The sequence below is a fragment of the Pseudomonas sp. IzPS59 genome, assembly GCF_014863505.1.
Classification (GTDB): Bacteria; Pseudomonadota; Gammaproteobacteria; order Pseudomonadales; family Pseudomonadaceae; genus Aquipseudomonas; species Aquipseudomonas kribbensis.
The window spans coordinates 5458601-5480540 of the sequence record NZ_CP062251.1 but is presented as its reverse complement, the minus strand read 5'-3'; the positions used below and the strand labels follow the sequence as shown (position 1 = coordinate 5480540).

The window sequence follows — 21940 nt, the reverse complement described above, 5'->3', positions numbered from 1 at the left end:
CACGGTTTTATCCCTTCATGCTTTGAAAGTGCGCCAGCATTCGTTGCGCATCCGGCGCCACGCCGCTGAACAGTTCAAACGCCTTCACTGCCTGAAACACCGCCATGTTGCCACCATCCAGGGTTCGGCAACCCAGGGCGCGGGCGTTGCGCAGCAGTTCGGTTTCCAGCGGGAAATACACGATCTCCGCTACCCACAACTCTGGCCGCAGCAATGCTGCCGGCACGGGCATGCCCGGCAGTTTGGCCATGCCCATCGGCGTGGTGTTTACCAGACCATCGGCCTGACTCAACGCGCTCGACAGATCGTGCCCGGCCATGGCCCGGCCAGCGCCGAAATGCTGGTTGAGGTTGTTGGCCAGGCTTTCGGCCCGCTCGACATCCACATCAAAAATGCTCAACTGACGTACGCCTTCACTCAGCAAGGCGTGGGCCACTGCCGCGCCTGCGCCACCGGCGCCCATCTGGACGACACGCTCGCGGGCGACGTCTGGCAGGCCACGACGAAAACCCTCGGCGAAACCCAGGCAATCGGTGTTGTGGCCGACGCGTTTGCCGTCCTTCAGCACAACGGTGTTCACGGCGCCGATGCCCCGCGCTTCGGGAGACAACTCATCGAGCAACGGGATGATTGCCTGCTTGCACGGGAAAGTGATGTTCAGCCCGGTGTAGTTCATTCGCTCGGCGGCCAGCAGCAGGTCGGGCAGGGCGTTGCTGTCCAGTTGCAGTTGATCGAGATCGATCAGTCGATAGAGGTAACGCAGGCCCTGTTCATCACCTTCATGTTCATGCAGCGCCGGGGTGCGGGAGGCCTGGATGCCGGCGCCGATCAGCCCGGCGAGTATCACGTTGTTGCGGTTCATGCGGTTCACCCCTTCAACCGCTGGCTGAAATGTTCCAGGGCCAGCCGATAGCCGTGGCTGCCGAAGCCGCACATGACGGCGGTGGCGATGGCCGAGACGAATGAGTGATGACGGAACGGCTCGCGGGCGTGGACGTTGGACAGGTGGACTTCGATCACCGGCAATTCGCTGGCGACCAGGGCGTCGCGGATCGCTACCGAAGTGTGAGTCCAGGCGGCCGGGTTGATGACGATGCCGGCGCAGCGCTGGCGGGCGCCGTGAATCCAGTCGAGCAATTCGCCTTCGTGGTTGGTCTGGCGAAACTCCACGGCCAGGCCGAATTCTTCGGCGGCGCGCCCGCACAGGGCGGAGATGTCGGCCAGGGTTTCGTGACCGTAGGTCGCCGGTTCACGGGTGCCGAGCAGGTTCAGGTTCGGGCCGTTGAGCACCAGAACGATTGGGGGCATGGGGGCAAACTCCACTTATTGTTTTTGGCTTGGGCCGAGGGTTTCGACCTGTGGAGTTAAATTGTACTAGCTGGTTACTTTAATCAATTGATCAACGGTCGCTGCGCCGTTTTGTGTTCGGTAATCGGACATTAATGCGGCAATTGCTCGACCAGAAAATCGATGAAGGCCCTGACGCGCAGCGGCATATGGCGATTCTGCGGGTACAGCAAGGTGAACGGTCGCGAGCGCCCGCTGTAGGGTTTGAGTACTTCCACCAGCGAGCCGTCGGCCAGTTCTTTTTCGACGATGAAGCGATACGTCTGGAACAACCCGGCGCCGTGTCTGGCCAGGGTCACGCCACCGAGCACGTCATCGGAGCAACAGAAATTGCCATCGGCGAGGATTTCCCGTGGCGCGTCCTCTTCGTAAAACAGCCAGGTAATCCGCCGCCCGCTGCTGGGCAATTCGTACTGGATGCACTCGTGCTGTTCGAGGTCTCCGAGGGTCTGTGGCGTGCCGGCGCGCTTCAGGTAATCGGGGCTGGCGACCATCACGAGCGCCGCATCTTCCAGGTGTCGGGCGATCAGGCCCGAATCGGGGATCGCCCGCACGCGGATCGCCATGTCGTAACCCTCGCCGACGAAGTCGATGTTGCGATTGCTGATGTGCATCTCGACCTTCACTTGCGGGAAGCGCGCACGAAAGGCCGGCAGCAGCGGCAAGATCCGGTGGTGGGCGTAGGTTGTAGGAATACTGATGCGCAAGGTGCCGGACGGTTCCTGCTGCTGGCCCATGACTTCCCGTTGCGCCTCCACCAGTTGCGCCAGTGCCTGACGGCATTCTTCGTAATAGCGCCGGCCGCTGTCGGTCAGTTTCACGCTGCGGGTAGTGCGCGCAAACAGTTGCACACCCAGGCGTTCCTCCATGCGCGAAACCGAGCGACTCACCGCTGCCGGAGTCACCGACGCCGCCTGCGCCGCACCGGTGAAACTGCCGTACTCGGCCGCCAGACAAAACAACTCGATGCTGCCCAGCTGAAGGTCGTCGAAGTGTCGCTGCATGATTGATTACACCGGGGAATGAGTCTTCGTATGTAGCAAATGCGCGGACGCTGCGAAAGAACTGCTTACCATTTTGCGCGGGGCTTTTGCGGCTGCCGCACTAGGCTCGAAAGGTAACGGCCACAGTGGGCGTTGGCGCCGGTGGTCGGATTTGCCAGGGAATGGCAAGTGTTGAAACTTTAAACCTAACGGATGGGTAGCATGAAGGTATGCAGTTACAAAGGACTGTCAGTGGTGATCATGTTGCATGACGAACATTGTCCGCCCCACGCACATGTGGATGCAGGCGCCTGGAGCGCCCGCTTCAAATTCAGTTTCTGGCACAACGGCGTTGAACTGTGGGATGTGGTGCCGCTGTCGCATCGACCGCCGGTTAGCCTGCTTGAAGGGCTGCGCCAGTCGCTGCGTGAAACCGATCATCTGAGGCGGGCTCGCTGGATCTGGTGGACTCGATTGCGTACGGCCTGTCTCGATAATCAATGGTGGGACGGGCAGTCGAACCAGGTGGCGGTTCTGCGGGAGGTCGCCAGCACAAGCTTCAGGATTGGATCGGCGTATTACGAGCCGGAGGTCAACAAAACCCTGTTGGCCCTGGTCGGCGCCCACGAAGGAGTGGAAATAGAATTATGAAAACAGTCAAAGCCACGCTGCACGCGGATCGCCCCGTCACGGAAAAACGTCTGGACGAGGCAGTCGACCGTGGCGGCGTGCGTCGTCGCAGCAGCCTGCAAGCCGTGTCGGTGGCCTTTCAGAAACCGTGTCTGGTGATCCACTTTGAAGACGACAGCGGCGTGCTGCTGCCGGTGAATCTTTACCGTGAATTCGATGATTTCGAACCGGAAGACTTCACCGGATTGAACGTCGGATTTGCCGGCACCGCGCTGTGCCACGATGGCAAGGATCTGCAGGTTTCCATCGCCGGCATGATCTCGGCCAGTCAGCCATTGATGGCCATGGCTGCCTCGGTGATCGCTTCCCGCAATGGCCGCCAGAGCAGCACCGCGAAGGCTGAAGCCGCACGGGCCAACGGCAGGAAGGGCGGGCGCCCGCGCAAAGTCGATCCTGTGTCATGAGCGGGCACAAAAAAGCCGTCGGTCAGGACGGCTTTCTTGTATCTGGCACCGGCGATCAACGCCGGGTCAACAGCACGCCGGATTCCATGTGGTGAGTCCACGGGAACTGGTCGAACAACGCGCAGCGGGTGATGCGGTGCGTGTCGTGCAGTTGGGCGATGTTGGCCGCCAGGGTCTCCGGGTTGCAGGAGATGTACAGGATGTTGTCGAAGCGACGGGTCAGTTCGCAGGTGTCCGGATCCATGCCGGCCCGTGGCGGATCAACGAACACGCTGCCGAACTCGTAGCTTTTCAGGTCGATGCCTTGCAGCCGGCGGAACGGCCGGACTTCGTTCAGGGCTTCGGTCAGCTCTTCGGCGGACAGGCGCACCAGCGTAACGTTATCCACAGCGTTTTCGGCCAGGTTGCTCAAAGCAGCGTTGACTGATGTCTTGCTGATTTCCGTGGCCAGCACTTTGCGCACGCGAGTCGCCAGCGGCAGGGTGAAGTTGCCGTTGCCGCAGTACAGCTCCAGCAGATCATCGCTGCGATCGCCCAGTGCCTCGTATGCCCAGTTGAGCATCTTCTGGTTCACGGTGCCGTTGGGCTGAGTGAACGCGCCTTCCGGTTGGCGATAGCTGAAGGTGCGACCGCCGACTTCCAGTTTCTCGACCACGTAATCGAGGCCGAGCACTTCGCGCTTTCCCTTGGAGCGACCGATGATGCTGACGCCCAGGTCTGCCGACAGTTTGGTGGCCGCCGCGTGCCAGTGCTCGTCCAGTGGACGGTGATAGCACAGGGTGATCATCGCATCGCCAGCCAGGGTGGTCAGAAACTCCACCTGGAACAGCTTGTGGCTCAGCGCCGCGCTGGCCTGCCAGGCCGCTTTCAATTGCGGCATCAGCTGGTTGATGCGCAGGCTGGCGATCGGGAATTCCTCGATCAGGATCGGCGTGCGCTTGTCGTCCTGGGAAAACATCGCGTAATGCCGCTCACCGCCCTCGCGCCACAGGCGGAATTCGGCGCGCAGGCGGAAGTTCTGCAGCGGCGAGTCGAACACCGTTGGTTCCGGCGCATCGAACGGGGCCAGCAGGTCACGCAGGCGCGTGACCTTGTCTTCGAGTTGTGCGGCGTAGGCCTGGGAATCGAAAGTCATGCGTTGAACCAACCCAGCTTGATCACGAACAGAATCGACAGGATCACCAGCGCCGGGTTCAGCTCGCGGGCGCGGCCGGACAGCAGTTTGATCGCGGTCCAGGCGATGAAGCCGAAGGCGATGCCGTTGGCGATGGAATAGGTGAAAGGCATCGCCAGGGCGGTGACCACGACCGGCGCGGCGACTGTGATGTCGTCCCATTCTATTTCTGCCAGGCCCGAAGTCATCAGCACGGCGACGAACAGCAGCGCTGGCGCGGTGGCAAAGGCCGGCACGCTGGCGGCCAGTGGCGAGAAGAACAGCGCCAGCAGGAACAGGATCGCGACGACGATGGCGGTCAGGCCGGTGCGGCCGCCGGCGCTCACGCCTGCAGCAGATTCGATGTAGCTGGTGGTGGTCGAGGTGCCCAGCAGCGAGCCGGCCATTGCCGCCGTGCTGTCGGCGATCAGCGCACGGCCCATTTTCGGCATGTGCCCGTCCTTGCCCATCAGGCCGGCGCGCTTGGCGACGCCGATCAAAGTGCCGGAGTTGTCGAACAGGTCGACGAACAGGAAGGCGAAGATCACGCTGACCAGACCGATGTCCAGTGCGCCCTTGATGTCCAGTTGCAGGAAGGTCGGGGCCAGCGAAGGTGGCATCGACGTCACGCCACCGAACGGGGTGAAACCCATCACGATCGAGACGATGGTCACCGCGAGAATGCCGATCAGCACCGCGCCGCGCACTTTCAAGGCTTCAAGGGCTACGATCAGGGCGAAACCGAGAGTGGCGAGGATCGGAGCCGGTTGTTTCAGGTCACCGAGGCCGACCATGGTCGCCGGGTTGCTGACCACGATGCCGGCGTTGTGCAGGGCGATCAGCGCCAGGAACAGGCCGATACCGGCGGCAATCGCCGAACGCAGCGGCAGCGGGATGCTGTTGATGATCCATTCACGGATACGGAAGATCGACAGCAGGAAGAAGCACACGGCCGAGATGAACACCGCGCCCAGCGCCACTTGCCAGGTGTGGCCCATGTGCAGCACGACGGTGTAGGTGAAGAAGGCGTTCAGGCCCATGCCAGGTGCGAGGGCAATCGGGTAGTTGGCGATCAGGCCCATGACCGTGGAGCCGATGGCGGCTGCCAGACACGTGGCGACGAACACCGCGCCCTTGTCCATGCCGGTCTCGCCGAGGATGCTCGGGTTGACGAACAGAATGTAGGCCATGGCCAGGAAGGTCGTGACGCCCGCCAGAATCTCGGTCCGCACGTTGGTGTTGTGTGCCTTGAGTTGAAACAGCCTTTCCAGCATGTCTGCTCCCCGTGGCGCGCGTGGCGCCGTGAATGTATCGACCTCAACAGCAAAGCACAGACCGTCGCAAGCGCCTGGAAAATTGTGGTGGGCCGGAAAAAGCCGCGCATCATACCAGCAGCGTGAGGAATATGGCGGATGTTGGTATCGATCGTCGGCGAAGTTTTGTGTCGCCGCCAAACCGGCCATACTGCGCGCTGATTTCTGGGGAATGGATCGCATGAACAAGCATTGGATGAAGGCTGGCGGATTGATCGCACTGTTGCTGGCCGGGGCTCCCGTAGCGCACGCGGCGTCGGCGGCGCCGCTGAGCGAGGTGAAGGTCATCAAGGTGCAGTCGCCGTCTTGCGGGCTCGAAGACATTACCGACGGTCAGGTGCAGACCCGTTGCGATCATAGCGGCCCGGGCATCAAGGTCTATGTGCTGGAAATCGGCTACGGCCAGAGCCAGCCCCAGGCGGCAATGGACGGCTTTGAAGTAAACGGCACGCGAAGCCCTGTGTGCGCCTTTGATAACGGCAATCTGACCGAGTGCACACCCGGCAGTAAAACCGTCGGCTCTCTCTATACCTTCGATCTGGCCGGTCGGCAGGAGGGCACTTTCACGTTCAGCAACACCTCGATCAACGCTCCACGCAACACGATGTCGAGCCAGCTTTACATCAAGTAACGGCTGCCGCGAACAGGGCAGGGCAAAGCTGACTACGCTTTAAAGATCACCCAGCGGATGGCGCCCATGACCTTTAGAGCCCTGATTACCCTCGCCGAGGGCATCGATGATCTGCAAAGCGTGACCCTGATCGACGTGCTGCGCCGGGCCGGTATCGAAGTGATGGCGGCCAGCATCGAGGGACGGCGCATGCTGACCTGCGCCCGAGGCACACGACTGACCGCCGACGGCATGCTCATTGATGTGCTGGCCCAGACCTTCGACCTGATCGTCCTGCCCGGTGGCGCTGTCGGCGCACAACATCTGTCGGCCCATCAGCCCCTGCAACAATTACTAAAGGACCAGGCCAGCGCCGGACGACTGTTCGCCGCCATCGCCGAAGCCCCGGCAATCGCCCTGCAAAGCTTCGGTGTATTACGCCAACGCCGCATGACCTGCCTGCCCACAACCAGCCATCAATTGTCCGGTTGCACCTTCGTCGATCAACCGGTGGTGGTCGACGGCAATTGCATCACCGCCCAGGGTTCCGGCGCCGCGCTGGCATTTGCGCTGACGCTGGTCGAGCAACTGGCGGGCAAGGCCGCCAGATCGAAGGTAGCGGGAGAGTTGCTGGCCTGAGAGGGTCAGGCGTGAGCGGCGATTCGCTGAATGGCTGGCTGCTCACGGTGCTCGGCTTGCCAAAGGTCGTAATCGGTTTGAACGCCTAGCCACATACGAGCCTTGCCAATCCCCGCGCGTTCCAGACGGACGGCCAGATCCGGGCTGATCGGCGCATGCCCGTGCAGGACACGAGAAAGGTGGGGACGAGCGAATCCAAGATGCCGAGCCAATTCGGTAACGCTGATCCCAAGCTCCGGCAATACATCCATCAGCAGTGTTTCACCGGGGTGTGGCGGGTTGTGCATGGGCATGAGCCTGCCTCCTGTCAGTGGTAATCCAGATAATCAACCAGTTCGATATCCGACCCTGCAAATCGAAAGATAACCCGCCAGTTCCCGGACACACTGAGTGACCAGTATTCGCAAAGCTCCCCTTTCAGTGGATGCAGACGCCAACCGGGAAGATCCAGATCCCCCGGAACGGCGGCCCGATCCATGAACTGCAGCATGCGCGACAGCCGTTTAGCGTGATCGGCACGAATCCCACGAGTCGAACCGGTTTCATAGAAGCCGCGAAGGCCTTTGTGCTGAAAGGATTTGATCATGGGGCGAGTGTAAGGCGATACATTACACTCAATGCGATATCTATGTACCGCATCTTTTCGAGCTATTTGTGCTTGGGGGGGCTCCGCTGGTGAAACCCGTGTAGCTAAGCCTTCACCTCTTCCACCGGCACATGCATCCGGTCGCGGTTGGCCAGGGTCGGGAACAGTTTGATCCAGGTCCCGGTCACCACCAACGTACCGATGCCGCCCATCACCACCGCTGGCACGGTGCCGAACCAGTGGGCGGTGAGGCCGGATTCGAATTCGCCCAGCTGGTTCGAGGCGCCGATGAACAGGCCGTTCACCGCGCTGACCCGGCCGCGCATTTCGTCCGGGGTTTCCAGTTGTACGAAGGAGGCGCGGATTACCATGCTGATCATGTCCGCCGCGCCGAGTACCACCAGCACCGCCAGCGAGAACCAGAACGAGGTCGACAGTCCGAAGGCGATGGTGGCCACACCGAATACGCCGACCGCAGTGAACATCACCCGGCCGACGTTGCGTTCGACGGCGAAGCGCGCCAGGAACAGCGACATCATCAACGCCCCTACCGCCGGCGCCGAACGCAGCAAACCCAGCCCCCACGGCCCGGTCAGCAGGATGTCCTTGGCGAACACCGGCAACAAGGCCGTGGCGCCGCCGAGCAGCACGGCGAACAGATCCAGCGAGATCGCGCCGAGGATGTCCGGGCGGCTGCGGATAAAGCGAATCCCCGCCAGCAACGAGTCCAGCGTCGCCTTGCCCTTGTTCAACGGGGTCTGTCGTGCGGGCAGGTTGAGCATCAACGTGCAGGCAATCACGTACAGAACGACGGTCGGGCCATACACCCAGACGCTGCCGAAGGCATAAAGCAGACCGCCAAGGGCCGGGGCGACGATGGTTGCCGATTGCTGCGCCGACTGCGCCGCGGCGACCGCTCGGGGGAACAGCGCACTGGGCACGATGCTCGGCAGCAGCGCCTGGGTGGTCGGCATTTCGAAGGAGCGCGCAGCACCCAGAAGGAACGCCAGGATAAAGATCATTTCCCGGGTGACATGGTCGGTAGCGCTGCCGATGGCCAGTGCCAGGGCGATCAACGCCTGCAACGATTGACAGATGGCCGCGACCTTGCGCCGGTCGTAACGATCGGCAACGTGGCCGGTGTGCAGCATGAACATCACCCGTGGGGCGAATTCCACCAAACCGACCAGGCCAAGATCGAGCACGTTGCCGGTCAGTTGATAGAGGTTCCAGCCGATGGCCACGGTGAGCATCTGGAAGCCGCTGGCGGTGAAGATCCGGGCAAACCAGAACGCAAGAAACGGACGGTGGTGGCGTAACAGCAAGGGCTCTTGGCTGGGCATCTGCGGGCCGGTCTTGATCGAGGGGAATCGCGAGATTATCACCAGTCTGTAACAGGAAGTTGCCATGACGAAAAATTTAGTTAGCCAGACATCGATTTTCCGCGTCCGTACAGCGATCACGGCCAGGGATGTATTTCAGAGCGTTGCCAGATCTGTGAGGCAACTTGTCACGCGGCAAAAGACCACGCGGTTCCCCGTCGGAAATGGGACTACTCTTTCTACGTTGATTGATCCAGATCAAGACCCTTCGCGGAACCGATCCCGGACCCGTCGGCAGACTCCCTGCGTCGCGATGCCTGTAAAAAGAAGAACGAATCCGAGTTCGCCGCACTCCATACCCGTGGGGGCAGTGGTTCAAGGCCGCCAGCCTTGGAACCGTTATCTGATAGAGGAAAGCTTATGTTCGGTTTAGAGGCACTAGATCTCGCCCGAATCCAGTTCGCGTTCACCATCTCGTTCCACATCCTGTTCCCGGCAATCACCATCGGTCTTGCGAGCTATCTCGCGGTGCTGGAAGGCCTGTGGCTGAGAACCGGCAACGACACCTACCGCGATCTCTACCATTTCTGGTCGAAGATCTTTGCCGTCAACTTCGGCATGGGCGTGGTCTCGGGGCTGGTCATGGCCTACCAGTTCGGCACCAACTGGAGCCGTTTCTCGGACTTCGCCGGTTCCGTCACCGGACCTTTGCTGACCTACGAGGTGCTCACGGCGTTCTTCCTCGAAGCCGGTTTCCTCGGAGTGATGCTGTTCGGCTGGAACAAGGTCGGACGCAAACTGCACTTCTTCGCCACGGTGATGGTGGCCATCGGTACGTTGATTTCGACCTTCTGGATTCTCGCGTCCAACAGCTGGATGCAGACGCCGCAGGGCTTCGAGATCGTCAACGGTCAGGTGATCCCGACCGACTGGCTGGCAATCGTGTTCAACCCTTCGTTCCCCTATCGCCTGATGCACATGGCGACTGCGGCGTTCGTCGCAACGGCATTCTTCGTCGGCTCGTCGGCGGCCTGGCATCTGCTGCGCGGCAAGGATAACCCGGCGATCCGCACCATGCTGTCGATGGCGATGTGGATGGCATTGATCGTTGCGCCGATCCAGGCGGTCATCGGCGACTTCCACGGCCTCAATACCCTCAAGCATCAACCGGCGAAAATCGCCGCAATCGAAGGTCACTGGGAAAACGTCGGTAACGAAGCCACGCCGCTGATCCTGTTCGGCTGGCCGGACATGAAGGAAGAGAAAACCAAATATGCCGTCGAGATCCCGTACCTCGGCAGCCTGATCCTGACCCACTCGCTGGACAAACAAGTCCCGGCGCTCAAGGAATTTCCGCCTGAAGACCGGCCTAACTCGACCATCGTGTTCTGGTCGTTCCGGATCATGGTCGGCCTCGGCTTCCTGATGATCTTCACCGGCCTCTGGAGCTTGTGGCTGCGCAAGCGCGACACGCTCTACACCTCGCGGCCGTTCCTGTACCTGGCGTTGTGGATGGGGCCGTCCGGCCTGATCGCGATTCTGGCGGGCTGGTTCACCACTGAAATCGGTCGTCAGCCGTGGGTGGTCTACGGCTTGATGCGCACGGCGGATGCGTCCTCCAATCACAGCTTCATGCAGATGAGCATCACGCTGATCATGTTTGTGGTGGTGTACTTCGCGCTGTTCGGTGCGGGTCTGGGCTACATGATGCGCCTGGTGCGCAAAGGGCCGAAGACCGACGAAGGCAAGGAAACCAACGACGGTGGTCCTGGCCAGAAACGCACGCCGGCCCGTCCGTTGTCCGCTGCCGACGACGATGGCGCCGAACACGACCGCAGCCTGACCAAGGAGATTTGAATCATGGGTATTGATCTTCCGCTGATCTGGGCCGTGATCATCATCTTCGGGATCATGATGTACGTGGTCATGGACGGCTTCGACCTGGGGATCGGGATTCTCTTCCCGTTCATCCCCGGCAAGACCGACCGCGACGTGATGATGAACACCGTCGCACCGGTATGGGACGGCAATGAAACCTGGCTGGTACTGGGCGGTGCGGCGTTGTTCGGCGCCTTTCCGCTGGCCTACTCGGTAGTGCTGTCGGCGCTGTACCTGCCGCTGATTTTCATGCTGATCGGGCTGATTTTCCGTGGCGTGGCGTTCGAGTTCCGCTTCAAGGCCAAGGACGCCAAGCGTCACCTGTGGGACAAGGCCTTCATCGGTGGTTCGGTGGCGGCGACGTTCTTCCAGGGCGTGGCGCTTGGCGCGTTCATCGACGGCTTGCCCGTGGTCAACCGGCAATATGCCGGCGGATCACTGGACTGGCTGACGCCGTTCACGCTGTTCTGCGGCGCTGCATTGGTGGTGGCGTATGCCTTGCTCGGCTGCACCTGGCTGATCATGAAGACCGAAGGTAAGCTGCAGGAGCAGATGCATGACCTGGCGCGTCCGCTGGCCTTCGTGTTGCTGGCAGTGATCGGCATCGTCAGCCTGTGGACGCCGCTGGCCCATCCGGAAATCGCGACGCGCTGGTTCAGCATGCCGAACCTGTTCTGGTTCATGCCGGTGCCGATCCTGGTGCTGGTGACGATGTACGGACTGATTCGCGCGGTGGCACGCAATGCCAACTACATGCCGTTCCTGCTGACCCTGGTGCTGATCTTCCTCGGCTACAGCGGTCTGGGCATCAGCCTGTGGCCGAACATCGTGCCGCCGTCGATCTCGATCTGGGATGCCGCCGCACCGCCGCAGAGTCAGGGCTTCATGCTGGTGGGTACGCTGTTCATCATCCCGTTCATCCTGGGTTACACCTTCTGGAGCTACTACGTGTTCCGCGGCAAGGTCACCCATGAAGACGGTTATCACTAGGGCTGATCACGATGGCGCCGACAGCGGCGCCATTTCCCTTAACCGGAGGATGAGAGCATGAGCGGCAAACATTCCCTGCACGACATTGAAGAAGCCGAAAAAAAGCCGCTGTGGCAGCGGCTCGGCTGGTTGGCCATGATCTGGGTCGGCAGCGTCGGTGCCCTGTTCATCGTCGCCAGCCTGATGCGCATGTTCATGAACGCCGCAGGCCTGACCACGCACTGAAATTTCCCATCCCGTCGCCTTGCGGCACGGATTTTTGACCCTCCGGCCGGAGGGTTTTTTTTGCCCGGATTATTTGCGCGCTTTGAGAATCACGAACTTCGGTGTCGCTGCCACTTGTTCGACACCCCGGAACAGCCGCGCCAGTTTGCTGTGATAACCCAGATGACGGTTGCCGACGATGTACAACGCACCGCCAACCACCAACGCTTCACGCGCTTGCTGGAACATGCGCCAGGCGAGGAAGTCGCCGACCACCTGTTGCTGGTGGAACGGCGGGTTGCACAACACTACGTCCAGCGACTGCGCTTCCTGCCCGGCCAGACCGTCGCCTGCGCGCACGATTACCTCACGTTCACCCAACGCCGCGCGCCAGTTTTCGGCGGCGGATTGCACGGCCATGAACGATTCGTCCACCAGCGTGTAATGCGCATCGGGGTTTTGCAGGGCGCTGGCGATGGCCAGTACGCCGTTACCGCAGCCAAGGTCGGCGACTCGCGCCGAGCCGAGGTTTTTGGGCAGGTGCGGGAGAAAGGCGCGAGTCCCGATATCCAGCCCTTCACGGCAAAACACGTTGGCGTGGTTGAGCAGTTCGATGGCCGGTTCGTCGAGGCGATAGCGGGTCGGATAAGGCGAGGCGGTCGGAGCCTTTGCCTCAGGCGTGGCGATCAGCAAGCGTGCCTTCTTCACCGCCAGTGACGCCTGGACCGGGCCGATGTAGCGTTCCAGCAGATCACCGGCGGCGCGGGGCAAATGCTTGACCATCGCTGCCGCCACAACTTGTGCACCGGGCGCCAGTTGACCTTGCAGGCGAATCAGTTGTTCTTCCAGCAGCGCGAGGGTTTTCGGTACACGTATCAGTACGCGGTCGAATGGTCCGATCAACGGCTCACTGGCGGGAATGCCGTGCAGAGCATCGAACGCCTGCCCATTGCGCAACAGGTTCTTTTCCAGGCCCTGAAACGCCAGGAACGAATCACCGCTGGTGCTGATCTGCACTTTGCCCAAGAGGCTGATGGCCAGTGCGCCGAAACTGTCGTTGAGCACCAGAACCCGTGTCTCGACCGGCAGATTCTGTTCAGCCAGATGATTGAGCAGGTATTCGTCGGCTGCATCGAAGGCTTGCAGCGGTTCGTTCTGCTGTTCGGGCTGGCGGATCAGATCAAGCTGGGCGAAAGGCGTATCGAGCAAGGGCATGGGGCGGGGACTCTGGGTAATCGACGGGTGTCCCGCGGCCCAGGGTATCGTGCGGCGGAACCGTCCGAGTGGACAGCGGCGCGAAGATACGCGTCATCACTCAGGAAGGTCGCAAATGGTACTTTTTTTTCGGCTGCTTTACTTGCTTGTTTTCGGTGCTGTCGACTAGATGATCCCTGCCTTCGCGGCAGCGATGACTGCAGAGATCTTGTTGCAGACGTTCATTTTCACGATCACGTTTTGCACGTGATAGTTCACGGTGCGCTCACTCAGGCTCAGGATCCTCGCGGTTTCATAGGCCGTCTTGCCGGAAGCACAGAGCTTGAGCACTTCCACCTCCCGTGTAGACAGTCGAGGCGGCCGGGCCTTCTCGGTTCGTGAAGGCAGCGTACGGGCGAACAATTCGCTCAGATGGCTGGTGACGTAAAACATGTAGCCAAAATGTTCGTACAATTCGATCGACGTGATCGGGCTGTGAGTCCGGGCCAGGCTGAGAATGCTGCACAGGCCGCTTTCCTCGTGATGAAAGGATTGCGACCAGCCGTGCTCCAGTCCCTGTTCTTTTAACGACTCCCACAACTTTGGTGTTTTTGAGAATAGTTCTTTGCTCCATGTAATGGGCAGCATTGAACGATTGCAGTGTGCTACTACCGGGTCAAACTCCCAGTGATTTTCCTCTTCATATTGTTTATTCCAGGCGGGCGGGTAGTTATTGATACGCAAGGGCTTTGGCAGTGTGTTTCGATCAGGCGAGCTGACTGAAACTCCACAAAACTGGAAGCCTATGTTATTGGCAAATGTCAGCAGAATCGGGTAAGCAGTGTCGACTCTCGTGGCGAAAGTCAGCTGCTTTATCTGCGACTCCTTCCAAATTTCCATTCGAAGTTTCTCCGAGACTTTTTCGCAGGGGTGCGATCTTGGATCCAAGAGTCGTGCACGGAAAGGAGTGTAGGATGTTTCCTACACAAGTGTTTGGAATTTTTTGCTCTTAGATAGGAGGAAATTAGTCGTTTGTGATTAGCCGCATTTGTTTATTAGGTTGACTCCGTCATTTGATATTTACGAGGTGTCAATTCGCTAGTACCTATTTGCGTAACTTTCTCATCAAAACATGAAATATCTATTAAATCACTACAAACCGTAGGTTTTTTATTGAGCGCCTGTGCGTGACACTATGGCCATAGCCGAGGGAGTTACCGATGACCGCCAGCGCAGAAAAATTCAGTCGCCAGACCTTGCTTGATGTAAAACCGCTGACCCCGAGCCTGTTCACGTTGCGTACGAGCCGAGACGCAGGTTTCCGTTTTCGCGCCGGACAGTTTGCCAGGCTCGGAGTGACCAAGGATGACGGCACTACGGTATGGCGGGCTTATTCCATGGTCTCTTCACCGTTCGATGAGTTCCTCGAGTTCTTTTCCATTGTGGTGCCCGGCGGGGAGTTCACCAGTGAGCTGAGCCGGCTCAAGGCGGGCAATACATTGCTGGTGGATCGCCAGGCCTTCGGCTATCTGACGCTGGACCGGTTCGTTGATGGCCGGGACCTCTGGCTGTTATCCACAGGCACCGGGGTGGCGCCGTTTCTGTCGATCCTGCAGGACTTTGAGGTGTGGGAGAAATTCGAACGGATCATCCTCGTCTATAGCGTGCGGGAGGCGCGGGAACTGGCTTATCAACAGCTGATCGCCGAACTTATGCAGCGCGACTACCTGGCCGAGTACGCTCACAAGTTTCAGTTCATCCCCGTGGTGACGCGCGAGCCGCATGCCGGTGCCCTGAACGGGCGCATTACTACCCTCATCGAAAGCGGCGAGCTGGAGCAGGCGGCAGGTGTGGCGCTGGATCCAGCCCATTCGCGGGTCATGCTCTGCGGCAATCCGCAGATGATCGATGACACCCGGGCCCTGCTCAAGCAGCGGGGCATGAGCCTCAGCCTGACGCGGCGGCCAGGGCAGGTGGCGGTGGAAAACTACTGGTAAGGAAACGGCGCCCTCAGGCGCCGTTTCAGTCTTCAAGGCCGGTTGTTCTGGGCCTTGAGCAGATCGCGGATCTCACCCAGCAGTTCTTCTTCCTTGGTCGGCACCGGCGGCAAGGTCGGAGCGACGGCTTCTTCACGTTTCAGGCGGTTGATGGCTTTGACGCCCATGAAAATCGCGAAGGCGACGATGATGAAGTCCAGGATGCTCTGGATGAACTTGCCGTAGGCCATCACGACCGCAGGGGCGCTGCCCTCGGCGGCTTTCAGGGTTATCGCCAGGTCACTGAAGTCCACCCCACCGATCAGCAGGCCGATTGGCGGCATGATCACATCACCGACAAACGACGAAACGATTTTGCCGAAGGCCGCACCGATGATGATACCGACGGCCATGTCGACCACATTGCCTTTGACCGCGAAGGCCTTGAACTCGCTGAGCACGCCCATAGTTATTTCCTTGTTACAGATGAGTTTGGTGTACGCAGTGTAAATCAGCAAAACGCGTCCTGCGCGAAACACCTTCTTACAATGCTCGCTTTTATCGACACATCAATTCGCGATTAGTTTGCAAAGTGCCACTAATCGCGCGCGAATTACTCCGTAAGGCCCTGATCGAGAAGCTATTTTTCTCAATCACGGGAGTGTGGATTTTCTATTTATGTTCGCCGTCGTGACTCTCTAGCCTCTGGTTGGCGCACCTGGATGCGCCTCAAACAACAGAGGAACCTGAAATGAATTCCATGCTTGCCTCAGGGGGATTTCCCCTCCGCCGTACCGTCGGCGTATTGGCCGCCAGCCTGCTGTCCTTTTCCGTAAGCGCCGCACCCCTGACCCGGGACAACGGTGCAGCGGTGGGCGACAACCAGAACTCGCAAACCGCCGGTGCCAGCGGCCCGGTGCTGTTACAGGATGTGCAACTGATCCAGAAGCTGCAGCGCTTCGATCGCGAGCGTATTCCCGAGCGTGTGGTGCATGCCCGGGGCACCGGTGCTCATGGCACGTTCACGGCGACCAACGACTTGAGCGACCTGAGCAAGGCCAAGGTGTTTACCGCCGGCCAGGTCACACCGGTGTTTGTGCGTTTCTCGGCCGTGGTGCACGGCAACCACTCTCCGGAAACGTTGCGTGACCCACGGGGCTTCGCGACCAAGTTCTACACCGCTGACGGCAACTGGGATCTGGTCGGTAACAACTTCCCGACATTCTTCATCCGCGATGCGATCAAGTTTCCGGACATGGTGCATGCCTTCAAACCGGATCCACGCACCAATCTGGATGATGATTCCCGCCGCTTCGACTTCTTCTCCCATGTACCTGAAGCCACTCGTACATTGACCGAGTTGTATTCCAACTCAGGGACGCCGGCCAGTTATCGTGAAATGGACGGCAACAGTGTGCATGCCTACAAGTTGATCAACGACAAGGGGGAAGTGCATTACGTCAAGTTTCACTGGAAAAGTTTGCAGGGGATCAAAAATCTCGATCCTGAACAAGTCGTGAAAGTTCAGGGGCGCGACTACAGTCATATGACAAATGACCTGGTGGCGAATATCGAAAAAGGTAACTTTCCGAAGTGGGACTTGTACATTCAGGTTCTGAAACCGCAAGACTTGTCTAAGTTTGATTTCGATCCTCTTGATGCAACCAAGATCTGGCCCGGTATTGCGGAGCGAAGAGTTGGACAAATGGTCTTGAACCGTAACCCTTCGAATGTCTTCCAGGAAACTGAACAAGTGGCCATGGCGCCCTCGAATGTTGTGCCGGGAATCGAGCCATCTGAAGATCGTTTGTTGCAAGGCCGGATATTTGCCTATGCCGACACCCAGATGTATCGCCTTGGCGCCAATGCTCTGCAATTGCCGATCAATGCTGCGAAAGTGGCGGTCAACAATGGCAATCAGGACGGCGCGATGAATGCCGGCGCAAGCCATTCGGGTGTCAACTACCAGCCAAGCCGCCTGCAACCGCGTGAAGAAACGCAAAGCGCACGTTATAGCCAGACCGCTCTGCAGGGCAGCACGCAACAGGCGAAGATCCAGCGCGAACAGAACTTCAGGCAGGCTGGTGATCTGTACCGTTCGTTCAGCAAGAAGGAACGCCAGGATCTGATCGAGAGCTTCGGTGGGTCATTGGCGAGCACCGATGACGAGAGCAAGCACATCATGCTGTCCTTCCTCTACAAGGCCGATCCGGAGTACGGCGCCGGCGTAACCAAAGTGGCCAAGGGCAATCTGGATCGGGTCAAGGCGCTGGCGGCCAAACTGGCCGACTGATTCCCGTCCTTTCAATCCCCGGCAATCGCCGGGGTTTGATCGACAACAGCGCCGCGCGTCTGGCCAGCGGGGAAATCCGCACCGGCGCGCCGCGCTGATCGGTGAAGGCTGCGTTATCATCGCGGTTTTTGCCGGGGGTTCAGATGGCCAAGGCCAAGCGCATGTACGGCTGCACCGAGTGCGGCGCAACCTTTCCCAAGTGGGCCGGGCAGTGCGGCGAGTGCGGCGCCTGGAACACCCTGACCGAAACCATGGTCGAGAGCGGCGGTGCCGCCGCCCCGAGCGGGCGCACCGGTTGGGCAGGGCAGCAAGCCCAGATCAAGACCCTGGCCGAAGTCAGCATTGAAGAGATTCCGCGTTTTTCCACAGCCTCCGGCGAACTGGACCGAGTACTTGGCGGCGGTCTGGTGGACGGCTCGGTGGTGCTGATCGGCGGCGATCCCGGCATCGGCAAGTCGACGATTCTGCTGCAGACCCTGTGCAACCTCGCCAAGAGCATGCCGGCGCTGTACGTCACCGGTGAGGAATCCCAGCAGCAAGTCGCCATGCGCGCACGTCGACTTGGGCTGCCGCAGGATCAACTGCGGGTCATGACCGAAACCTGCATCGAAACCATCATCGCCACCGCCCGCCAGGAAAAACCCAAGGTGATGGTGATCGACTCGATCCAGACGATCTTCACCGAACAACTGCAATCGGCACCGGGCGGCGTGTCCCAGGTGCGCGAAAGTGCGGCGTTGCTGGTGCGTTACGCCAAGCAAAGTGGCACGGCGATTTTCCTCGTTGGCCACGTGACCAAGGAAGGCGCATTGGCCGGCCCGCGCGTTCTGGAACACATGGTCGACACCGTGCTGTATTTCGAAGGCGAGTCCGATGGCCGTTTGCGTCTGCTGCGGGCGGTGAAAAACCGTTTCGGCGCCGTCAACGAGTTGGGCGTGTTCGGCATGACCGACAAGGGCCTGAAAGAAGTCTCCAACCCTTCGGCGATTTTTCTCACACGCGCTCAGGAAGAAGTCCCGGGCAGCGTGGTGATGGCAACGTGGGAAGGCACCCGGCCGATGCTGGTGGAAGTCCAGGCGCTGGTGGATGACAGTCACCTGGCCAACCCGCGTCGGGTCACGCTGGGTCTGGATCAGAACCGTCTGGCGATGTTGCTGGCGGTGCTGCACCGGCATGGCGGCATTCCGACCCACGATCAGGACGTGTTCCTCAACGTGGTTGGCGGGGTGAAAGTGCTGGAGACCGCGTCCGACCTGGCGCTGATGGCTGCCGTCATGTCGAGCCTGCGCAACCGGCCGTTGCCTCATGACTTGCTGGTGTTCGGCGAAGTCGGCCTGTCCGGCGAAGTACGCCCGGTGCCGAGCGGTCAGGAGCGTTTGAAGGAAGCCGCCAAGCACGGCTTCAAGCGCGCGATCGTGCCCAAGGGTAACGCGCCAAAAGAAGCACCGGCAGGGTTGCAGATCATTGCGGTGACGCGTCTGGAGCAGGCGCTGGATTCACTCTTCGAGTAATCAGAGTTCCATCAATGCCCCAAGCTCCCGTTCGAGCTCGGCCTCATCCCCGAGGTTGAGCTCGATCAGGCGGCGCAGGCGCTGGATCGACTCCAGGCTGATGTGCCGGCACTGGAAGCCCAATTGCCCGTGATCGTCGTGCGCCAGTTGCACGTCCATCTGGATGTCGGTGTCGTCGCTCAGGTGAATGTCGACGTTGAAGTCCTGCGTTTCATCCCCCAGCCACGGCTCCGGCCGTTCGATCAGCAGCCCCTTGAGCGACAGGTCGATCAGCTTCACCGGCCAGATGTACTCGCCCTGGCTCAATTCGGTTCTGGCATCGAACGCGATACGTTTGAAGCGGCGACGCTCGGACGGGTGCTCGCTCATGGCGCGATCCTCTTGACGGTACGCTGACTATAGACCCGCCACGTCAAACGCTGCCAGTCGGGCAGGGCGTCAGACCAATGTCGGGTATGGTCTTTGCCGCCAGTAGCGCTAAACTCGAGGTGGCTGTCTTTCTTGTCCACCCTGGCTGGAATAATAAAATGAAAAATAATAATAGCCCGCTGCGCCACTTACCCTGGCTAGTGCTGGCAATCGTAGGAGCGTGCGCCCTGGGCGTAGTGGCATTGCGCCGAGGCGAGGCGATCAACGCCTTGTGGATCGTGGTCGCCGCCGTGGCCATTTATCTGGTTGCGTACCGTTACTACAGCCTGTTCATCGCAAACAATGTGATGCAACTCGATCCACGCCGGGCCACCCCCGCCGTGCTCAACAACGACGGTCTGGACTACGTTCCGACCAACAAACACATTCTCTTCGGACACCACATCGCGGCCATCGCCGGCGCGGGACCACTGGTCGGCCCGGTACTGGCGGCGCAGATGGGCTACCTGCCCGGCACGCTGTGGCTGATCGCCGGCGTGGTGCTGGCGGGTGCGGTGCAGGACTTCATGGTCCTGTTCATGTCCACCCGTCGCAACGGCCGTTCCCTGGGCGACATGGTGCGTGAAGAAATGGGCCGCATCCCCGGCACCATTGCCCTGTTCGGCTGCTTCCTGATCATGATCATCATCCTCGCGGTGCTGGCGCTGATCGTCGTCAAAGCCCTGGCCGAGAGTCCGTGGGGCATCTTCACCGTGATGGCGACCATCCCGATCGCGATGTTCATGGGCATCTACATGCGCTACATCCGTCCGGGCCGCATCGGCGAGATCTCGGTGATCGGCGTGATTCTGTTGCTCGGTTCGATCTGGCTCGGTGGCCAGATTGCCGCTGACCCGGTGTGGGCCAAGGCCTTCAGCTTCACTGGCGTGCAAATCACCTGGATGCTGATCGGTTACGGCTTCGTTGCCGCTGTGTTGCCGGTCTGGCTGATCCTCGCCCCGCGTGACTATCTGTCCACCTTCCTCAAGATCGGTACCATCATCGCCCTGGCGATCGGCATCCTGGTCACCATGCCCGAGCTGAAAATGCCGGCGCTGACCCAGTTCGTCGACGGCACCGGCCCGGTATGGAAGGGCGGTCTGTTCCCGTTCCTGTTCATCACCATCGCGTGCGGTGCGGTATCGGGCTTCCACGCGCTGATCTCGTCCGGCACCACGCCGAAGCTGCTCGATAACGAAACCAACGCGCGCTACATCGGTTACGGCGGCATGCTGATGGAATCGTTCGTGGCCATCATGGCCATGGTTGCCGCTTCGGTGATCGAGCCTGGCGTGTACTTCGCCATGAACAGCCCGGCTGCCGTGGTCGGTGGCGATGTGGTGGCCGTTGCAACTGCAGTCAGCAACTGGGGCTTTGCAATTACCCCGGATGCGCTGCAAGCCGTGGCCCATGACATCGGCGAAACCACCATCCTGGCCCGTGCCGGTGGTGCCCCGACCCTGGCGGTCGGTATCGCGCAGATCCTGCACAGTGTCCTGCCGGGTGAAAACACCATGGCGTTCTGGTACCACTTCGCGATCCTGTTCGAAGCGCTGTTCATCCTGACCGCTGTGGACGCCGGCACCCGTGCCGGGCGCTTCATGCTGCAGGATCTGCTCGGCTCCTTCGTGCCGGCGTTGCAGCGTACCGAATCCTGGACCGCCAACCTGATCGCCACCGCCGGTTGTGTGGCGATGTGGGGCTGGTTGCTGTACCAGGGCGTGATCGATCCGTTGGGCGGCATCAACACCCTGTGGCCGCTGTTCGGTATATCCAACCAGATGCTGGCCGGTATCGCGCTGATGCTCGGCACCGTGGTCCTGATCAAGATGAAGCGCCAGCGCTACATCTGGGTCACCCTGCTGCCGGCGGCCTGGCTGCTGATCTGCACCACGACCGCAGGCTTCATCAAACTGTTCGATGCCAACCCGGCTGTCGGCTTCCTTTCACTGGCCAAGAAGTACAGCGATGCACTGGCCGCAGGCCAGGTGATCGCACCGGCCAAGAGCGTCGAGCAGATGCAGCACGTGATATTCAACGCTTACACCAACGCAACGCTGACCGCGCTGTTCCTGTTCGTGGTATTCAGCATCCTGTTCTATGCGCTCAAGGTCGGCATCGCCGCCTGGGGCAAAAAAGAGCGTACGGATAAAGAATCGCCATTCCAGGCCCTGCCGGACGCGTAACCAGAGGATTGCACCATGTTCAATGACCTGAGTCGCCTCGGTAAATACCTCGGTCAGGCCGCGCGCCTGATGGTCGGCATGCCCGACTACGACACGTACGTCGAGCATATGCAAACCAAACACCCGGACAAACCGGTGATGAGCTACGAGATGTTCTTTCGCGAACGTCAGGAAGCCCGTTACGGTGGCAAGGGTGGGCCGAAGTGCTGTTGAGCCGCTGATCGCGGTTCACCAGAAGTGAGGTGGGAGCAGG

24 protein-coding genes are annotated in these 21940 nt (G+C 60.2%); 12 read left to right on the top strand and 12 right to left on the bottom strand.

Annotation, left to right across the window (positions count from 1 at the left end):
* Positions 1–7 precede the first annotated feature (7 nt).
* The 3 genes from IF189_RS24585 to IF189_RS24575 all read right to left on the bottom strand — a co-directional run bounded on the left by IF189_RS24585 (position 8) and on the right by IF189_RS24575 (position 2351).
* Complete coding sequence (locus IF189_RS24585) at positions 8–862, bottom strand: shikimate dehydrogenase (protein WP_192552395.1); 855 nt, start codon at positions 860–862, stop codon at positions 8–10.
* A gap of 5 nt (positions 863–867) precedes the next feature.
* Entirely contained in the window at positions 868–1308 is a 441-nt protein-coding gene (gene aroQ / locus IF189_RS24580; RefSeq protein WP_011336043.1) for a type II 3-dehydroquinate dehydratase, read from the bottom strand.
* Between the two features lie 131 nt (positions 1309–1439).
* The gene (locus IF189_RS24575) at positions 1440–2351 is read right to left on the bottom strand and encodes a LysR family transcriptional regulator (RefSeq protein ID WP_192552394.1); all 912 of its coding nucleotides are present in this window, start codon (positions 2349–2351) and stop codon (positions 1440–1442) included.
* Between the two features lie 201 nt (positions 2352–2552).
* Between IF189_RS24575 and IF189_RS24570 the strand changes: the two genes are divergently transcribed.
* A complete protein-coding gene (locus tag IF189_RS24570) occupies positions 2553–2981 on the top strand; it encodes a DUF4160 domain-containing protein (protein ID WP_134828179.1) in 429 nt (142 codons plus the stop codon).
* Entirely contained in the window at positions 2978–3424 is a 447-nt protein-coding gene (locus IF189_RS24565; protein ID WP_192552393.1) for a hypothetical protein, read from the top strand. The genes IF189_RS24570 and IF189_RS24565 overlap by 4 nt, the downstream gene beginning before the upstream one ends.
* Positions 3425–3479: 55 nt before the next feature.
* Here IF189_RS24565 and trmA read toward each other — a convergent pair whose 3' ends face one another.
* Positions 3480–4559, bottom strand: coding sequence for a tRNA (uridine(54)-C5)-methyltransferase TrmA (gene trmA, locus IF189_RS24560; RefSeq protein WP_192552392.1), 1080 nt, complete (start codon positions 4557–4559; stop codon positions 3480–3482).
* The gene (locus tag IF189_RS24555) at positions 4556–5851 is read right to left on the bottom strand and encodes an NCS2 family permease (RefSeq protein ID WP_085712226.1); all 1296 of its coding nucleotides are present in this window, start codon (positions 5849–5851) and stop codon (positions 4556–4558) included. Before IF189_RS24555 ends, trmA begins: the two co-directional genes overlap by 4 nt.
* A 220-nt stretch (positions 5852–6071) precedes the next feature.
* Here IF189_RS24555 and IF189_RS24550 point away from each other — a divergent pair, with 220 nt between their 5' ends.
* Both IF189_RS24550 and IF189_RS24545 read left to right on the top strand, forming a co-directional pair.
* Positions 6072–6521, top strand: coding sequence for a DUF4879 domain-containing protein (locus IF189_RS24550; protein ID WP_134828177.1), 450 nt, complete (start codon positions 6072–6074; stop codon positions 6519–6521).
* A 66-nt stretch (positions 6522–6587) separates the two neighbouring features.
* Positions 6588–7139, top strand: coding sequence for a DJ-1 family glyoxalase III (locus tag IF189_RS24545; protein WP_134828176.1), 552 nt, complete (start codon positions 6588–6590; stop codon positions 7137–7139).
* A gap of 5 nt (positions 7140–7144) precedes the next feature.
* On the opposite strand, the gene IF189_RS24540 is transcribed toward IF189_RS24545, so the two are convergent.
* The 3 genes from IF189_RS24540 to IF189_RS24530 form a co-directional block, all read right to left on the bottom strand.
* Positions 7145–7432 carry a HigA family addiction module antitoxin gene (locus tag IF189_RS24540; protein ID WP_102621118.1) on the bottom strand — a complete coding sequence of 96 codons (288 nt, stop codon included), beginning with the start codon at positions 7430–7432 and terminating at the stop codon, positions 7145–7147.
* 14 nt (positions 7433–7446) lie between these two features.
* Entirely contained in the window at positions 7447–7725 is a 279-nt protein-coding gene (locus tag IF189_RS24535; RefSeq protein WP_085697557.1) for a type II toxin-antitoxin system RelE/ParE family toxin, read from the bottom strand.
* A gap of 104 nt (positions 7726–7829) precedes the next feature.
* Positions 7830–9068 carry an MFS transporter gene (locus IF189_RS24530; RefSeq protein ID WP_134828175.1) on the bottom strand — a complete coding sequence of 413 codons (1239 nt, stop codon included), beginning with the start codon at positions 9066–9068 and terminating at the stop codon, positions 7830–7832.
* 399 nt (positions 9069–9467) lie between these two features.
* Here IF189_RS24530 and IF189_RS24525 point away from each other — a divergent pair, with 399 nt between their 5' ends.
* The 3 genes from IF189_RS24525 to IF189_RS24515 are packed head-to-tail and all read left to right on the top strand — an operon-like array spanning position 9468 to position 12140.
* The gene (locus IF189_RS24525; RefSeq protein WP_192552391.1) at positions 9468–10904 is read left to right on the top strand and encodes a cytochrome ubiquinol oxidase subunit I; all 1437 of its coding nucleotides are present in this window, start codon (positions 9468–9470) and stop codon (positions 10902–10904) included.
* 3 nt (positions 10905–10907) lie between these two features.
* Positions 10908–11915, top strand: coding sequence for a cytochrome d ubiquinol oxidase subunit II (gene cydB, locus IF189_RS24520; protein ID WP_085712221.1), 1008 nt, complete (start codon positions 10908–10910; stop codon positions 11913–11915).
* Between the two features lie 57 nt (positions 11916–11972).
* Positions 11973–12140, top strand: coding sequence for a DUF2474 domain-containing protein (locus IF189_RS24515; protein ID WP_134828172.1), 168 nt, complete (start codon positions 11973–11975; stop codon positions 12138–12140).
* Between the two features lie 69 nt (positions 12141–12209).
* Here the strand turns inward: IF189_RS24515 and IF189_RS24510 are convergent, their stop codons facing one another.
* Both IF189_RS24510 and IF189_RS24505 read right to left on the bottom strand, forming a co-directional pair.
* Complete coding sequence (locus IF189_RS24510) at positions 12210–13334, bottom strand: methyltransferase (RefSeq protein WP_192552390.1); 1125 nt, start codon at positions 13332–13334, stop codon at positions 12210–12212.
* A 165-nt stretch (positions 13335–13499) separates the two neighbouring features.
* The gene (locus IF189_RS24505; RefSeq protein WP_134828170.1) at positions 13500–14213 is read right to left on the bottom strand and encodes an autoinducer binding domain-containing protein; all 714 of its coding nucleotides are present in this window, start codon (positions 14211–14213) and stop codon (positions 13500–13502) included.
* 320 nt (positions 14214–14533) lie between these two features.
* On the opposite strand from IF189_RS24505, the gene IF189_RS24500 reads away from it, so the two are divergent.
* Complete coding sequence (locus tag IF189_RS24500; RefSeq protein WP_134828169.1) at positions 14534–15310, top strand: ferredoxin--NADP reductase; 777 nt, start codon at positions 14534–14536, stop codon at positions 15308–15310.
* Between the two features lie 32 nt (positions 15311–15342).
* Here IF189_RS24500 and mscL read toward each other — a convergent pair whose 3' ends face one another.
* A complete protein-coding gene (mscL, locus tag IF189_RS24495; RefSeq protein WP_085712217.1) occupies positions 15343–15756 on the bottom strand; it encodes a large-conductance mechanosensitive channel protein MscL in 414 nt (137 codons plus the stop codon).
* A gap of 284 nt (positions 15757–16040) precedes the next feature.
* Here mscL and katB point away from each other — a divergent pair, with 284 nt between their 5' ends.
* Together katB and radA are read left to right on the top strand one after the other, a co-directional pair.
* The gene (katB, locus tag IF189_RS24490; RefSeq protein ID WP_192552389.1) at positions 16041–17582 is read left to right on the top strand and encodes a catalase KatB; all 1542 of its coding nucleotides are present in this window, start codon (positions 16041–16043) and stop codon (positions 17580–17582) included.
* 143 nt (positions 17583–17725) lie between these two features.
* Entirely contained in the window at positions 17726–19093 is a 1368-nt protein-coding gene (gene radA, locus IF189_RS24485; protein ID WP_114885656.1) for a DNA repair protein RadA, read from the top strand.
* Here radA and IF189_RS24480 read toward each other — a convergent pair whose 3' ends face one another.
* Complete coding sequence (locus IF189_RS24480; RefSeq protein WP_085712214.1) at positions 19094–19462, bottom strand: PilZ domain-containing protein; 369 nt, start codon at positions 19460–19462, stop codon at positions 19094–19096. It lies immediately after the preceding gene.
* Between the two features lie 158 nt (positions 19463–19620).
* Here IF189_RS24480 and IF189_RS24475 point away from each other — a divergent pair, with 158 nt between their 5' ends.
* Both IF189_RS24475 and IF189_RS24470 read left to right on the top strand, forming a co-directional pair.
* Entirely contained in the window at positions 19621–21687 is a 2067-nt protein-coding gene (locus tag IF189_RS24475) for a carbon starvation CstA family protein (protein WP_192552388.1), read from the top strand.
* A gap of 15 nt (positions 21688–21702) precedes the next feature.
* Complete coding sequence (locus IF189_RS24470) at positions 21703–21900, top strand: YbdD/YjiX family protein (RefSeq protein WP_003228401.1); 198 nt, start codon at positions 21703–21705, stop codon at positions 21898–21900.
* Positions 21901–21940: the final 40 nt, after the last annotated feature.